Raw genomic sequence first — 14,915 nt, 5'->3', positions numbered from 1 at the left:
TAATTGTTTATAGATGTAAGGAGGTTACCTCATGGGATATGGTGAAAAAGTAAAAAAATGGTTTTTTGAAGAAGAAGATGAAGATGACGTTTATGAAAATGAAGAAATAGATGGAGAAGAAGAGAATGTAAAATCAACAAGTTTATTTGAGAAAGCCAAATCATCAAAAACAAGTGATGCTGTTAAGGCTTTAAGTGCAAATAAAGATAGTCATTTGATTTTATTTGAACCACGTGCATATAGTGAAACACAGGAGATTGCTATTTATTTGAAACAAAAAAGAGCTGCTGTTGTGAATTTACATCGCTTGCAAAAAGAACAATCTAAACGTGTTATTGATTTTCTAAGTGGTGTTATTTTCGCTATTGAAGGAGATATTCAACAGATTGGTCCTAAAATTTTCTTATGTACACCAAAAAATATTGGTGTTTCTGGTAATATTACTATGGATGAATCTGAAATGGATGAATAAAATAAGTATTAGCAAGGAAGTTGCTAATACTTTCTTTTTGAATGATGTTAGAACATTTTAAAGGCGACGAGGCTTTTGTTAAGAAAATTTTAGATTACCAATTTCAAGCTCTTCATCATCAAAGGATGATTTTAACTCCATTTTATAATCCTCATGAACAGGAGATTGTCAGAAGTGTGATTGGAAAAGAGCTTGTTGTCAAGAGTTTTGGTGGTTTTGTTCATGCTGAAAATCAACGCATGATTATCTGTCCAGACTTTTATGAGATTCAATCAGATGATTTTCAAATTCAACTCATTGAAATTTTGTATAATCAGCAATTTGGAAAAATTAAACATAAAGATATTTTAGGAGCATTAATGAATTTAGGTATCAAAAGAGAATGTATTGGTGATATTTATGATGGTGAACGTTTTTTCTTTGCCTGTACTTTGCAAACTTTTCCTTATATTAAACAATCTTTAAAACAGATTAAAAAATCAAAAGTTCATCTTAAGGAATGTCATGAGGAAATAGAAATTGTACATGAATATATCTCTAAATCTTTCATTTTATCAAGTATGCGTCTCGATAAAGTTGTTTCAGCAATGTTTAAAGTTTCTCGACAATCAGCCAGTGAGGCTATTCGTAGTGGTCATGTGAAAGTCAATTATAAAATTGTTGAAGAAGTCAGTTATTTGTGTCATAATAATGATATGGTATCTTTTAAACATCATGGTCGTGTCAAACTTATAGATGAAAATAAGCAAACACGACAAGGTAATTATGTTGTTTCTGGATACTTTTATAAGTGAGGTGGATGGATTGGAACAATTTGATAAACAATTTCGTGGTTATAATATTGAGGAAGTTAACAAGCGTATCAATGAATTGAAACAGGAAATTGAAAAACAAAAAAAGACGATTCAGTCAATGGAAGAAGAAATGACGGAATTAAAAGAACAAAACACTTTACTTACAAAACAAATTTCTGTTCATGAGAAAACTAATGAAGAGATTGCGAGACTTGCTTTAAAGGAAGCTAGTGAATTAATTGAAAAGGCTAAAAGAAATGCCAATATGATTCTCAAAGAATCTATGGAATATGTTCGTGGTTTGTCAAAAGATATGGATACGTTTAAGCAAGAAGCTATTGATTTTAGAACAAATGTTGTAAAAATGAGCAAAGAAATGCTAGAAACTATTGACAAATCAGAAATTTTCAGTTTAATTAAAGAAGAACAAGAAAACAAATACAATGACAAGGACAGTTTATAAGTAAAGCTTAAAGAGAGTTTGCGGTTGGTGAAAGCAAATAAGTGGAACTTATAATGAATCGACCTGAGAGTAGCTTATTTGAACGAAAGTAGAATAAGACGTACATCGCGTTAAGATGTTAAGTGCATATCTTAGTGAAGATATGAATAAAGGTGGTACCGCGTCATCACGTCCTTTAACAGGACGTTTTTTTATTTGAGAAAGGAAGGAAGACAATGAATTATAAAGACACATTATTAATGCCTAAAACAGATTTTGAAATGCGTGGAAATCTTCCTAAAAAGGAACCAGGTTATGTTCAAAGATGGCAAGACACTCATATGTATGAAAAGGTTATAGAACAAAATCAGGGACATGATGATTTTGTTTTCCATGATGGACCACCATATGCTAATGGAAATATGCATACTGGACATATGTTAAACAAAATTATTAAAGATGTGATTTGTCGTTATAAAAACATGCAGGGATTATATACACCATATATTCCTGGATGGGATACACATGGATTACCAATTGAAAATGCTATTCAAAAATTAGGAGTCAATCGTAAAGAATTAAGTACTGCTGAATTTAGAAAAAAATGTTATGAATACGCATTAAAACAAGTTGAAATTCAAAAAGAACAATGTATTCGTGTTGGAACATTTGCTGATTATGATCATCCATATTTAACTTTATTACCAGAATTTGAAGCCAATCAAATTGATGTTTTTGCCAAAATGGCTATGGATGGGTTGATTTATAAAGGATTAAAACCTGTGTATTGGTCACCATCAAGTGAATCCGCTTTAGCAGAAGCAGAAGTTGAATACCATGATGTGAAAAGTCCAACTATCTATGTGAAATTCCCTGTTAAAGATGGAAAAGGTATTTTAGATACTGATACAAGTTTTGTGATTTGGACAACAACACCTTGGACAATTCCAGCAAACCTTGCAATCTGTTTAAATGCTGATTATACCTATGCACTTGTTCAAAGTGAAAAAGGAAAATTAATTGTTTTAGAAGAACTTGTTGATTCTTTATGGGAAAAATTTGAATTAAAAGAAAAACAAATTTTAAAAACATTTAAAGGACAAGAATTAGAAATGATTACTTGTCAGCATCCATTATATGATCGTGAATCATTAGTTATTTTAGGAGACCACGTGACTGCTGAAGCAGGTACTGGATGCGTTCATACTGCTCCTGGATTTGGTATGGATGACTTTATTGTTGGTCAAAAATATGGTTTAGATATTTATTGTAATGTTGATGAACATGGTTGTATGATGGAAGACTGTGGTGAATGGTTAGCGGGTCAATATGTTGATGATGCAAATAAAACAGTGACTTTAAAACTTGATGAATTAGGAGTACTTTTAAAACTTGAATTCATTACACATAGTTATCCTCATGACTGGCGTACAAAAAAACCAATTATCTTTAGAGCAACTGACCAATGGTTCTGTTCAATTGATAAGATTAGAGAAAAATTATTAGATGAAATTGATCATGTTGAATGGTTAAATGAATGGGGTCATATCAGAATCTACAATATGATTAAAGATCGTGGTGACTGGTGTATTTCTCGTCAAAGAAGCTGGGGAGTTCCAATTCCTATTATTTATTGTGAAGATGGGACACCAATTATGGAAGAAGAAGTTTTCAAACATATCTCTGAGTTATTTAGACAATATGGTTCTAATATTTGGTTTGAAAAAGATGAAAAATTCTTATTACCTGAAGGATATACGAATGAACATTCACCAAATGGTATCTTTAAGAAAGAAAAAGATATTATGGATGTGTGGTTTGATTCAGGATCTTCACATACAGGATGCATGAGAGAAAGAGGATATCGTTATCCAGTTGATTTATACTTTGAAGGTAGTGATCAATATCGTGGATGGTTCAACTCATCATTAATCATTGGAACTGCTGTTTATGGTCAAGCCCCTTATAAAACAGTTTTATCTCATGGATTTGTATTAGATGGTAAAGGAAATAAAATGTCTAAATCATTAGGCAATACTGTTGATCCAATTAAACTTGTGAATCAATATGGTGCTGATATTTTAAGATTATGGGCAACTTCAGTTGCATATCAATCTGATGTACGTATTTCTAATGATATTATGAAACAAATTGCTGAAAATTATCGTAAAATTAGAAATACAATGCGTTTTGTTTTGGGAAATCTTTCTGATTTTAAAGCAAGTGATTTGGTCGAAATCTCAAAACTTGAAGGTGTTGATCAATATATGCTTGTTGAATTAAATCAGTTAATGAAAGGTTATGAAGAAGCCTTTAATCAATATGATTTTGCTGAAGCAAATCAGTTAATTTTAAATTGCTTTACAAATACTTTAAGTGCTTTCTATATGGACTTTACAAAAGATATTCTTTATATTGAAAAAGCAGACAGCTTAAGAAGAAGACAAGTTCAAACAGTATTATATTATTATGCAAAAACAATGATGAAATTATTATCACCAATTCTTGTCTTTACAAGTGAAGAATTGCATGATCATTTCCATTGTGATGATGATAAAGCTGAATCTATTTTCTTAGAAGCAAAACCAGAATTACTTCCAGTAGAAAATGAAGAAGCTATTAAAGAATATTACGATCGTTTCTTGCTGTTAAGAAAAGATGTCTTAAAATCATTAGAAGAATTAAGAAATGCTAAAGAAATTAAATCAAATATGGAAGCAAAAGTGACAATTTGCTTAAAAGATCCATATCAGGATATGAGTCAATTGGCTGATGTTTTAAAACAATTATTTATTGTTGCGAAAGTTCAGATAGTCAATGATTCTACAAATCTTGAAGAATATGAGACAGCTTATATTCATAGTGAAAAATTCAATGGTGTTCAATGTCCAAGATGCTGGAATTATTTTGAAGAATCAGAAATGGAAGGCGAATTGTGTCCTCGTTGTCATGATGTCATCCATGGATAAATAATAAATGGTACGTATCGTACCATTTATTTTTGAAAGGAGATAGTATGAGTCAAAGCTTTAAAGGTGGAATTTTATTATTGATTGCGGCTCTTATATGGGGAAGTTCTTTTATTGTTATGAAGAGTGCTGTTGATTTTTTAACACCTGCAGTCTTGTTATTATTGAGATTTTCTTTAGCTGCCTTATTATTGTCTATGATTTTTTGGCGTCATTTAAAAACATTAAACATTCAACAAATCAAAGGTGGATTATTAACAGGTTGCTGTTTGTTTGGAGCATATTATGTACAGACATGGGGCTTGAATTATACAACACCTGGGAAGAATGCTTTTTTAACAGCGGTTTATTGTGCTATTGTTCCATTTTTAATTTGGATTTTTTATCATAAAAGACCTGATATTTATAATTTCATGGCTGCATTTATATGTGTCATAGGTATTGGGTGTGTTTCGTTGGATGGAAATTTAGCTATGAATATTGGAGATTTGTTAACATTATGTGGTGGTGTCTTATACGCTTTACACATTTTATTGATTAAAAGATTTTCTAATGGAATTAATGGTGGAGCTTTTACGTCATTACAATTTATCGGTGGAACCTGTGCAGCTTTGCTTGTTGCTGTATTGAGTGAAGATTTGACTTTAATTACAAAAATTGAACCATCTATTTATTTACAGATTCTTTATTTGGTTTTCTTTGCGACAGCACTGACAATGTTTTGTCAGACAACTGGACAAAAATATACAAGTGAATGTAATGCATCATTGATTTTATCTTTGGAATCCGTTTTTGGTGTCGCCTTTTCAATTGCGTTTTATGGAGAAGTTTTAACTCCTAAAATTCTGATAGGATTTATTCTTATTTTTGTTGCTGTTGTGATTTCTGAAACGAAGCTTTCATTTTTAAGGAAAGGGGGATCTCAATGAAAAAATTAATAAGTTTAATTGTCCTGGTGATGCTCTTTTTTCAAATCACGCCTGTCAGCGCTAGTGAAAATTTAAATGTGTCTCTTCACTCTCAATATGCTTATTTATATGATCAACAGACAAATATTGTTTATCTTGATCAAAGAAGCCAAGAAAGAATTTATCCTGCCAGTATGACCAAAATTCTGACTGTCAGTCTTGCTTTAGAAAAGATTGATGATATTCATCAAGAAGTTCAGATAGAGCAAGTGGATTTGGATGGATTATTAGAACAAGGGGCATCAGTAGCTGGATTCTATGTAGGAGAACGAGTTACATATGAGGATTTGCTTTATGGAGCTTTATTGCCTTCAGGTGCTGATGCCTGCAACGCTTTAGCACGTTTGACTTATGGATCAACTGATCAGCTTGTTGAAGCTATGAATCAACTTGTTACGCGTCTGCATTTGAATGATTCACATTTTATGAATGTTACTGGACTTCATGATGAACAACATTATACGACACCTTATGATATGGCTATGATCCTTCATCATGCTTTACAAAATGATGCTTTTGAAGATGTTTTCAATGCACGTGTTTATACAAGCTCTAGAGGCAATCATACATGGGCCTCTTCTTTACAAAGAGGAAAAAATGCTTATGGATTAGATATTTCACAGATTGATGGCGCAAAAAGTGGTTTTACTGATGAAGCTCAATTAACTTTAGCAAGTACCATGACAATTGATGAGCACCAATTCATTTTAGTGACTGCCTATGCACAAGGACAATATACACAAAACCACGTCAGAGATGCGATTGCTGTCTGTCAATATTTACATAACAACTACCATCAGGTTATTCTTTATAAAAAAGATGAAGAAATGGCAGATTATTGGATTTTACAATCCTTTGATTTCCGTTATCAGTATTGTGCACCTGAGGAAATATCCGTTATTGTAAATAAAGATATATCAGAAAATGATCTGGTTTATCAAATAGATACACCAACATTCCTTGTTGCCCCTATGGAGGCAGGAGAAAAAATAGGTACTCTATCTATTTACAACCAAGATCAGCTTGTATATTCATATGATATGATATTATTAACAGACATTTCTTCAACATTAATGGAAAGAATCTTATATTATGGATTGATTTTTCTTGTTGTAGGGGGATGTATAGCAGTTATCATTGTTTTTAAAAAAAGACATAAAAAATAACAAAAGGCTGAACGAATGATTGAACTTTATTTCATCATAGTCACTCGTTTCAGCCTTTTATTTATTTTCTTTTAAATCAATAATACGATCAATACCATATCCAACAAATCGACCTATAAAAATAATAATAACACCGACAATAGGTAAAACAGGATTTGAATTGGTAACCAGATACCAGATAATACATAAAAAACCTATAACATAACCAATAAATGTTAAAATATTTGTATACTTAGTTGATCTTGAATCTTCCATAAATTCACCTCATTTAACATAAAGTTATTATAACATCTTTCAATATTTTTTCAATACTGTTATAATGTTGAAGGGGGGTTATATGAAAAAAGGTTGTCTTTTTGATTTAGATGGTACATTGGTCAATTCTATTAAAGATTTGGCCTTATCAACGAATAAAGTTTTAGAATTGCATCATTTACCAACATATGATATTTCAGAGTATAATATGTTTGTTGGAAATGGAGTGAAAAAATTGATGGAACGTGCATTGGGACAAGAACATATTGATATGTTAGATGTGTGTTTAAATGATTTTCATAAAATCTATCGAGAACATTGTCTTGATTATACAGTTCCTTATGATGGTATAAAAGAATTGATTGATTTTTTGAAAGAACATCATATTCAAATGTCTGTTGTGACAAACAAACCACATACTTTAGCTATTCAAATTGTTGAGGCTTTATTTCCAGATACATTTACTGCTGTTTATGGTCAACAGGATTTATATCCTATTAAACCAGATCCACAATCTAGCTATATGGCATTAATGGCTATGAAATTAGATAAAAAAGATTGTTTTTTTATTGGAGATAGTCAGGTAGATATTGATACAGGATACTTTGCAGGGATTGAATCTATCGGTGTAACATGGGGATTTCGAGGACGACAGGAACTTGAAGAAGCAGGAGCTGATCATATTGTTGAAAATCCCCAAGAAATTAAGGAGTTTTTTCAAAAATGAAAATAGGTGTCAGTCAATGTCTATTAGGTGTTCATTGTACATATAATGGAAAAAGCCATCCTGTTGACGTCATGATCAAAATGAATCAGGATCATTTGATTGTTCCAGTATGTCCAGAGGTCTTAGGTGGACTTACTATTCCACGTGATCCAGCAGAAATTCAGTCAGTGAATCCATTAAAAGTGGAAACCTGCTTTCATCAGGATGTGACAGAAGAATATGTAAAAGGTGCTCAAAGAGCTTTGGAAATATTTCAGGAAAATCATATTGAAGTGGCTTTATTGAAGTTTAGAAGTCCAAGCTGTGGTTGTGATGGTGTCTATGATGGGACATTTCAACATAAACTTATTCATGGCCAAGGTGTATTTGCTAAAATGTGCCATGAATGTGGAATACAGTTATTTCATGAAAATCAGATTGAAGAATTCTTAAAATATATAGGAAAGGAAGATGATTATGGGACATATTTTAAAGATTCAACCAGTATTTAAAGAAATGATTTGGGGTGGTCATAAGCTGAGAGATGTTTATGGCTATGATATTCCAAGTGATCACACAGGAGAATGTTGGGCTATTTCTGGTCATAAAAACGGTGACTGTGAAATTGCTGATGGAGAATATCAAGGAAAAACAGTATCATGGTTATGGCAAAATCATAAAGAACTTTTTGGAAATGCTCAAGGAGATCAGTTTCCTCTATTAGTTAAAATTATTGATGCGAAAGATGATTTATCTGTACAGGTTCATCCTAATGATGAATATGCAGCTAAACATGAAAATTCATTAGGTAAGACAGAATGCTGGTATGTTTTACAGGCTGATGAAGGAACAAAGATGGTAATGGGACATCATGCAAAAACAAAAGAAGAATTCATCAAAGCTATTGAAAATGATGATTATGATCATTTATTAAATTCTTTTGAAATTAATAAAGGAGATTTCTTCTATATTCCATCTGGAACTTTGCATGCCATTTGCAGTGGATCATTGATATATGAAGCACAACAATCTTCTGATATTACATATCGTGTTTATGACTATCATCGTAAAGATAAAGATGGAAATGAAAGACAATTACATGTTCAACAATCTATTGATGTCACAAATGTTCCAGCTGATTTAGAAACAAATAAATTATTTACAAATAGTCATTTGGATCATGGTTCAAAAACAAGATATGTTGAAAGTGAATTCTTTACAGTAGATTGTTATCGTATAAATGGTGAAAACATCATTACTAATGATAAACCTTTCCAGCTTGTAAGTATCCTTGAAGGAGAAGGAACACTAGAAGGTATGGAAGTGAAAAAAGGAGATCATTTCATCGTTTGTAGTGATCAGGAAAATGTCACTTATGATGGTGTTATGACATTTATGATAACAACTCTATAAAATATATAAAGCAGATAAATAAACATCTGTTTTTCATTTTTTCAAAACTATGGCATAATAAAGACGAAAAGAGGGAGAAAGATGAAAGATATATATCAAGAAGCATTAGAACTACACGAACGTGCCAAAGGAAAATTAGAAGTTCAATTGAAAGTGCCATTAAATGAAAGTCATGATTTATCTTTGGCTTATACGCCAGGTGTTGCTCAGCCATGTCGTGAAATTGCTAAAAATAAAGATGATGTTTATAAATATACATGGAAACAAAATAGTGTTGCTGTTGTTAGTGATGGAACCGCTGTTTTAGGGTTAGGGGACATTGGTCCTGAAGCAGCAATGCCTGTTATGGAAGGGAAGGCTGTTTTGTTTAAAAAGTTTGGTCATATTGATGCCGTACCAATCTGTTTGGATACCAAAGATCCACAAGAAATTATTCGCATTGTCAAAGCTATTGCGCCAACATTTGGTGGTATTAATCTTGAAGATATTAGTGCCCCACGTTGTGTTGAAATTGAAAGAACTTTAATCAATGAATTAGACATTCCTGTTTTCCATGATGATCAGCATGGAACTGCTATTGTTGTGACTGCAGGATTGTTGAATGCTTTAAAAGTCGTTCATAAGAACATAGAAGATATTACGGTTGTTGTAAGTGGAACAGGAGCAGCAGGAAGCTCTATTATTAAAATGATTCATGCTTTAGGTGTTAAAGAAATCTATGGCTTTAATATCAATGGAATAGTAACAACAGAGGATTATGATCAATATGATTTTCTAACTCAGGAATTAACGCAGATTACAAATTCTCAGGCTAAACGTATGACAATGGCAGAAGCAATGAAAGAAGCGGATGTGTTCATCGGCGTATCAGCTCCAGGTGTTTTAACACAGGATATGGTGAAAAGTATGAAAGAGAATCCAATTGTCTTTGCTATGGCGAATCCTGAACCAGAAATTCCTTATCAGGATGCTATTGATGCCGGTGTTGCAGTGATGGGAACTGGACGTTCTGATTATCCAAATCAGATTAATAATGTCTTGGCTTTTCCAGGGTTATTTAGAGGAGCATTAGATGTGAGAGCAAAAAAAATCAGTGAAGGTATGAAATTAGCGGCAGCATATGGTTTAGCATCACTCGTCAATGATGATGAATTATCTCCAACATATATTATTCCTCAGGCTTTAGATCCACGAGTTGCAGAAGCGGTAGCCAAAGCAGTAAGTCAAAAAGCAATAGAAGAAGGTTTGGCTCGATAGTATATTCATAAAATTCCTTTTATATCATTTATAAAAGGAATTTATTTTTTTATTAATATCAAGGTACCTTGATATTAAAATTTGAGTATGATAAAATAAATTATAAAAGGATGGGATTATTGTGGAAAAGCAAGAGCAAATCAATATTGATGATTCAATCATTATGCAACTAAGAGATATTAATCATATTATGAGAGCGCTATATGAAGGTAAAGGTAGTCAAAAGAGGATTTTAATTATTTTATATGAACATCAAGGAACTATGACACAAAAAGAATTAACAAAACAATTGAACATTCAACCTGGATCTGTCAGTGAAGTTATTGCAAAATTAGAACATAATGGTTTTATTATACGAAAACCGAGTCAGATTGATGGAAGAACTATGAGTATTGAATTGACACAAGAAGGAATGGTTGTAGCTTATGAAGCGAAAAAACAGAGACAGAAACGACATCAGGAGATGTTTTCTTGTCTAACCCAATCGCAAAAGGAGGAATTCATAAGCTTGTTAGAGATTATTAATTGTGACTGGAAAAAGAAATATTCAAATGCAAAAAAGTGAGATAAATATGTGGAAATATATAAGAAGATATTTTCCTTTTGCGATACTTGCTGGGCTATTTATGATTGGTGAGGTTTCCATGGATTTGATTCAGCCAGGATATATGAGCCAAATTGTTGATGAAGGCATTTTAGGCATACATAATGGTGGCGTTAGTGATTTAATGCTTATATGGCATTTAGGTATACAAATGATTTTACTAGTTATAATAGGAGGATTATGTGGTTCTTTAAATAATGTCTTTGTTCATTTTTCTGGACAGAACATTGGAAATGAGATAAGAAAAGATTGTTTTCGACATATTATGAATGATTCATTTCAACAGATTGATGAATTTGGGACGGGTTCTTTGGTCACGAGAGTAACAAATGATATTACACAAGTTCAAAATTTTGTATCACAATTTGTGAGAGGAATGATTAGGACATCTCTTCTTATGTTTGGAAGTATTTTTTGCATGTATCAGTTGAACCACCAATTTGGTATCATCGTTTTGTGTGCTTTTCCTCTTATTGTTGGCTGTTTAATCTTTTTCATGGTAAAAGCCAATCCCTTTTTTACAAGATTACAAAAACAGCTAGATGAATTGAATGAAATGATGCAGGAAGATTTAACAGGTATACGTGTTATTAAAGCATTTGTCAAAGAAATATATGAGAAAAAACGTTTTCAAGAAAAGAATAATCAACTTACAAAAATTCAATTGCATATTTTGATTGTTTTTGCTTTTATGAATCCCATTATGAATGCATTAATGTATATTGTCGTAGCACTTATTTTTGTAGTTGGTTCAATTGAAGTCAATCAAGGATTAGCAACTCCAGGTGCTATTATGGCTGCTATGACTTATACAACGCAACTATTAAATGGAATATTAATGCTTATTATGTTATTTCAAAAGGCCTTGCTTCATGGAAACGATTGAAAGAAATATTAGAAAGTGATCCAGAGTTAAAAGATGGAGATGATCATCAAACAATTGGTTATGGTGATATTGAATTTCAAGATGTTAGTTTTGCATATCCTGGCAGTCAGAGCAATGTATTGGAACACATATCTTTTCAAGTACATCAAGGTGAAACAATTGGTATTATGGGAGCAACTGGAAGTGGGAAATCAACTTTAGTTCATCTTATTCCTCGATTTTATGATGTTCAGAAAGGAGCAATTTATATTGATGGAAAAAATGTGAAAGACTACTCACAAAAGTATTTAAGAGAAAAAATAGCTATTGTTTTACAAAAAAGTGAAATATTTAGTATGTCTATAAAAGACAATATTTTATGGGGCGATGCTAAAGCGAGTGATGATAGGGTTTGTGAAGCAGCACAAATTGCTCAAATTGATGATTACATATCTTCGATGCCTGATGGGTATGAGACTTTTGTAGAAGAACAAGGAGCCAGTTTGTCGGGTGGCCAAAAACAGCGTCTTTCTATTGCACGAGCTATTTTAAAATCGCCTGAAATATTGATATTTGATGATTCAACAAGTGCTTTAGATTTGAAAACAGAAGCACAACTTTATGAATCTATACAGAAGATATACCCTCAAACTACAAAATTGATAGTAGCACAAAGAATTGCTTCTATTCGTTATGCAGATCGAATCATTGTCTTAGATAATGGACATATTATAGCAATGGGTTCACATGATGAATTAATGAAAACTTGTCAGATATATCAGGATATCTATTATTCACAATTAGGAGAGAAGGAAAAAGTTTATTTCTGAAAATCAAAAAATAATAGAAAAAAATATTCCTGGAATGAATAGACATGAACGTTTTCAGTTAACAGAGCATGCTGAAAATTTTCATGAAACTATGAAAAGAATAATTGCCTATTTTATTAAGGAAAAGAAGAGAGTGTTCATTATGTTTGTAGTTGTTTTCTTGGGAACGCTATGTGGTATTTATGCGCCCAGTTTACAAAGTGAAGCTATTGATATGATTGCGGGAACACGAGATGGTTATTTGATAATAACAGTTTGTTTTATGCTTTTTATTTATTTGCTTTATAGTGTCAGTCAATTATTACAAGGGATTTTGAGTGCGCAACTCAGTCAAAGTATTGTTTGCCAGATGCGAGAAGAATTGTTTCATAAAATAATAGATTTACCTCTTCAATATATAGATACACATGCGAATGGTGATATCATGAGTCGTATGACAAATGATATTGAAAATATTTCTACAACAATTTCTCAATCATTACCTTCATTTTTTTCTGGTATCTTGACAATTATAGGAACTGTCATCATTATGATTTGTTATTGTTGGCAATTGGCTTTGCTAAGTTGTTTAACAGTTATTTTAACTCTTTTAACGACAAAATTCATATCTCAAAAAGTCCGTCATTTTTCTCGTAAACGACAATCACTGTTAGGGAAACTCAATAGTACTGTTGAAGAAATGATTGTGGGGTATCATACAGTTGTTGCATATAATCATCAGGATGAAGTTATTGATTCTTTTTGTGAAACAGCTGATGCCTTGATAAAAGAGGGAATTAAGACTGATGTATATAGTGGTGTTATGGGACCAATCATGAACTGTATTGGAAATATTGGATTTGTCATTATTGCAGTTTTTGGTGGTTACTTTTCATTGCATGGATATATATCTATAGGTGTTATTTCTGCTTTTATTGTTTATGCGAAACAATTCAGTCGACCTATTAATGAAATTGCTCAAATTTATGGTCAATTACAAACGGCTATTGCCTGTGCAGAGCGTGTTTTTACAATTCTTGATGAAGAGAATGAAGATAAAGAGGGTTGTGAAATGATGGATAGTCAAGACATGACAATAGTATTTCAGAATGTCAGCTTTTCTTATGATAAAAAACATCCTGTTATTCAAAATTTTAATTTGACTATACCATCTGGTAATAAAGTTGCATTTGTTGGAGCAACAGGAAGTGGAAAAACAACACTTGTGAATCTTTTAATACGATTTTATGATGTGGATAGTGGTCATATTTTAATCAATGGACAGGATATTTCCCAAATATCACGTGATAGTTTAAGAAAGAAAATGGCCATTGTTTTACAAGAAACGGCTTTATTCTCTAATACCATTGAATATAATCTCACATATGGACAAAAAGATTCGTTACAAGAAGATATTCAAAAAGCTATTCAATTAAGTCATTGTCAAGATTTCATACAACAATTGCCTTTTGGTTTACAAACCCAATTGGTAAGAGCAGGGGATAATTTGAGTCAGGGACAAAGACAACTATTGACAATTGCACGTACTTTCATTGCTAATCCTCAAATTCTCATATTAGATGAAGCAACATCCAATGTTGATACAAGAACAGAAATGAAGATTCAAGATGCAATGTATCAGATTATGCAGAATAGGACCAGTGTGATTATAGCTCATCGTCTTTCAACTATTAGAAATGCAGATTTCATTGTTGTTTTAAATCAAGGGCAAATTGTTGAAAGTGGTAGTCATGATGAATTGTTATCAAAAAAAGGAAAATATTATGAACTATATCAAACTCAGTATGCAGGATTTCAAATATAGAAGGAGGTGAAATCAATGTCAGAAGCGATAAAAATTTGTCCTATTTGTCCTAGGGGCTGTCATTTATCTAAACCTGCGTGTTCAAGAGGTCAAGAATATGCAAAAACGGGACAGCTTCCATCTGGTCATGAATCAAAAAGAAAGCAACGTCTTTCTTTTGAAAAAAAAGAAGAGCAGTTAATAATGAAATATTTACATCATGCTGTTGGAGCAGTAGATTATGGTGGCATAACTCAGGAACAGGCTAAAGACATGTTTTCTGTTCTTAGTGAAGAAGAAACTCTTTATTTGGCAGAACTATTAGAAAAGTTATCTGATTATTGGATACAGATTGCTCCCAAGAGACCATCTCATCATAACAAAGGATAAA

The 14,915-nt window shown here is 32.0% G+C and carries 16 protein-coding genes and 1 other annotated feature; of the genes, 15 read left to right on the top strand and 1 reads right to left on the bottom strand.

Going from position 1 to position 14,915, the window contains the following annotated elements:
- The first annotated feature begins 31 nt into the window (after nucleotides 1–31).
- The 6 genes from ACZYT4_RS11490 to ACZYT4_RS11465 all read left to right on the top strand — a co-directional run bounded on the left by ACZYT4_RS11490 (nucleotide 32) and on the right by ACZYT4_RS11465 (nucleotide 6,811).
- Nucleotides 32–472, top strand: a complete 441-nt coding sequence (locus ACZYT4_RS11490; RefSeq protein ID WP_463785883.1) for a cell division protein SepF — start codon at nucleotides 32–34, stop codon at nucleotides 470–472.
- A gap of 44 nt (nucleotides 473–516) precedes the next feature.
- Complete coding sequence (locus ACZYT4_RS11485; protein ID WP_463785881.1) at nucleotides 517–1,266, top strand: YlmH family RNA-binding protein; 750 nt, start codon at nucleotides 517–519, stop codon at nucleotides 1,264–1,266.
- Between the two features lie 10 nt (nucleotides 1,267–1,276).
- A complete protein-coding gene (locus ACZYT4_RS11480; protein ID WP_463785879.1) occupies nucleotides 1,277–1,729 on the top strand; it encodes a DivIVA domain-containing protein in 453 nt (150 codons plus the stop codon).
- Nucleotides 1,701–1,908 (top strand) — a binding site (T-box leader). It overlaps the preceding gene by 29 nt.
- Before the next feature lie 36 nt (nucleotides 1,909–1,944).
- Nucleotides 1,945–4,677: an isoleucine--tRNA ligase gene (gene ileS / locus ACZYT4_RS11475; protein ID WP_463785877.1), complete on the top strand. Its 2,733-nt coding sequence runs from the start codon at nucleotides 1,945–1,947 to the stop codon at nucleotides 4,675–4,677.
- A gap of 47 nt (nucleotides 4,678–4,724) precedes the next feature.
- Nucleotides 4,725–5,606 carry a DMT family transporter gene (locus tag ACZYT4_RS11470; protein ID WP_463785875.1) on the top strand — a complete coding sequence of 294 codons (882 nt, stop codon included), beginning with the start codon at nucleotides 4,725–4,727 and terminating at the stop codon, nucleotides 5,604–5,606.
- Nucleotides 5,603–6,811 (top strand): D-alanyl-D-alanine carboxypeptidase family protein, encoded by a 1,209-nt coding sequence (locus ACZYT4_RS11465; RefSeq protein ID WP_463785874.1) that lies wholly within the window; start codon nucleotides 5,603–5,605, stop codon nucleotides 6,809–6,811. Before ACZYT4_RS11470 ends, ACZYT4_RS11465 begins: the two co-directional genes overlap by 4 nt.
- Nucleotides 6,812–6,868: 57 nt before the next feature.
- On the opposite strand, the gene ACZYT4_RS11460 is transcribed toward ACZYT4_RS11465, so the two are convergent.
- Nucleotides 6,869–7,066, bottom strand: a complete 198-nt coding sequence (locus ACZYT4_RS11460; protein WP_463785872.1) for a hypothetical protein — start codon at nucleotides 7,064–7,066, stop codon at nucleotides 6,869–6,871.
- An 82-nt stretch (nucleotides 7,067–7,148) separates the two neighbouring features.
- Here ACZYT4_RS11460 and ACZYT4_RS11455 point away from each other — a divergent pair, with 82 nt between their 5' ends.
- From ACZYT4_RS11455 to ACZYT4_RS11415, 9 genes are all read left to right on the top strand, one after another.
- On the top strand, nucleotides 7,149–7,793 hold the full coding sequence (locus ACZYT4_RS11455) for an HAD family hydrolase (RefSeq protein WP_463785870.1): 645 nt from the start codon (nucleotides 7,149–7,151) through the stop codon (nucleotides 7,791–7,793).
- Complete coding sequence (locus ACZYT4_RS11450; RefSeq protein ID WP_463785868.1) at nucleotides 7,790–8,284, top strand: 2-thiouracil desulfurase family protein; 495 nt, start codon at nucleotides 7,790–7,792, stop codon at nucleotides 8,282–8,284. Before ACZYT4_RS11455 ends, ACZYT4_RS11450 begins: the two co-directional genes overlap by 4 nt.
- Entirely contained in the window at nucleotides 8,250–9,185 is a 936-nt protein-coding gene (locus ACZYT4_RS11445; RefSeq protein WP_463785866.1) for a type I phosphomannose isomerase catalytic subunit, read from the top strand. Before ACZYT4_RS11450 ends, ACZYT4_RS11445 begins: the two co-directional genes overlap by 35 nt.
- A gap of 81 nt (nucleotides 9,186–9,266) precedes the next feature.
- Complete coding sequence (locus ACZYT4_RS11440) at nucleotides 9,267–10,442, top strand: NAD(P)-dependent malic enzyme (RefSeq protein WP_463785863.1); 1,176 nt, start codon at nucleotides 9,267–9,269, stop codon at nucleotides 10,440–10,442.
- 121 nt (nucleotides 10,443–10,563) lie between these two features.
- Nucleotides 10,564–11,007 (top strand): MarR family winged helix-turn-helix transcriptional regulator, encoded by a 444-nt coding sequence (locus tag ACZYT4_RS11435; RefSeq protein ID WP_463785861.1) that lies wholly within the window; start codon nucleotides 10,564–10,566, stop codon nucleotides 11,005–11,007.
- A 7-nt stretch (nucleotides 11,008–11,014) separates the two neighbouring features.
- Nucleotides 11,015–11,932: an ABC transporter permease gene (locus ACZYT4_RS11430; protein ID WP_463785859.1), complete on the top strand. Its 918-nt coding sequence runs from the start codon at nucleotides 11,015–11,017 to the stop codon at nucleotides 11,930–11,932.
- Nucleotides 11,929–12,741, top strand: coding sequence for an ABC transporter ATP-binding protein (locus ACZYT4_RS11425; protein ID WP_463785856.1), 813 nt, complete (start codon nucleotides 11,929–11,931; stop codon nucleotides 12,739–12,741). Before ACZYT4_RS11430 ends, ACZYT4_RS11425 begins: the two co-directional genes overlap by 4 nt.
- Nucleotides 12,742–12,883: 142 nt before the next feature.
- Nucleotides 12,884–14,545, top strand: coding sequence for an ABC transporter ATP-binding protein (locus ACZYT4_RS11420; protein ID WP_463785854.1), 1,662 nt, complete (start codon nucleotides 12,884–12,886; stop codon nucleotides 14,543–14,545).
- Nucleotides 14,546–14,560: 15 nt separating this feature from the next.
- Nucleotides 14,561–14,914 (top strand): hypothetical protein, encoded by a 354-nt coding sequence (locus tag ACZYT4_RS11415; RefSeq protein ID WP_463785850.1) that lies wholly within the window; start codon nucleotides 14,561–14,563, stop codon nucleotides 14,912–14,914.
- The last annotated feature ends 1 nt before the right edge of the window (nucleotide 14,915 follow it).

It is taken from the genome of Massilimicrobiota sp. mt181 (assembly GCF_055420065.1).
Note: the sequence above shows the minus strand (reverse complement) of the source record. Positions and strands in the feature narration are given on the sequence as shown.

Excerpts from the sequence above, each read along its gene's own strand:
- ACZYT4_RS11460 (WP_463785872.1), bottom strand. The coding sequence starts at position 7,066 with ATGGAAGATTCAAGATCAACTAAGTATACAAATATTTTAACATTTATT.
- ACZYT4_RS11440 (WP_463785863.1), top strand. The coding sequence starts at position 9,267 with ATGAAAGATATATATCAAGAAGCATTAGAACTACACGAACGTGCCAAA.
- ACZYT4_RS11470 (WP_463785875.1), top strand. The coding sequence starts at position 4,725 with ATGAGTCAAAGCTTTAAAGGTGGAATTTTATTATTGATTGCGGCTCTT.
- ACZYT4_RS11415 (WP_463785850.1), top strand. The coding sequence starts at position 14,561 with ATGTCAGAAGCGATAAAAATTTGTCCTATTTGTCCTAGGGGCTGTCAT.
- ACZYT4_RS11485 (WP_463785881.1), top strand. The coding sequence starts at position 517 with ATGTTAGAACATTTTAAAGGCGACGAGGCTTTTGTTAAGAAAATTTTA.
- ACZYT4_RS11455 (WP_463785870.1), top strand. The coding sequence starts at position 7,149 with ATGAAAAAAGGTTGTCTTTTTGATTTAGATGGTACATTGGTCAATTCT.
- ACZYT4_RS11420 (WP_463785854.1), top strand. The coding sequence starts at position 12,884 with ATGTTTGTAGTTGTTTTCTTGGGAACGCTATGTGGTATTTATGCGCCC.
- ACZYT4_RS11430 (WP_463785859.1), top strand. The coding sequence starts at position 11,015 with ATGTGGAAATATATAAGAAGATATTTTCCTTTTGCGATACTTGCTGGG.
- ACZYT4_RS11465 (WP_463785874.1), top strand. The coding sequence starts at position 5,603 with ATGAAAAAATTAATAAGTTTAATTGTCCTGGTGATGCTCTTTTTTCAA.
- ACZYT4_RS11445 (WP_463785866.1), top strand. The coding sequence starts at position 8,250 with ATGGGACATATTTTAAAGATTCAACCAGTATTTAAAGAAATGATTTGG.
- ileS (WP_463785877.1), top strand. The coding sequence starts at position 1,945 with ATGAATTATAAAGACACATTATTAATGCCTAAAACAGATTTTGAAATG.
- ACZYT4_RS11450 (WP_463785868.1), top strand. The coding sequence starts at position 7,790 with ATGAAAATAGGTGTCAGTCAATGTCTATTAGGTGTTCATTGTACATAT.
- ACZYT4_RS11490 (WP_463785883.1), top strand. The coding sequence starts at position 32 with ATGGGATATGGTGAAAAAGTAAAAAAATGGTTTTTTGAAGAAGAAGAT.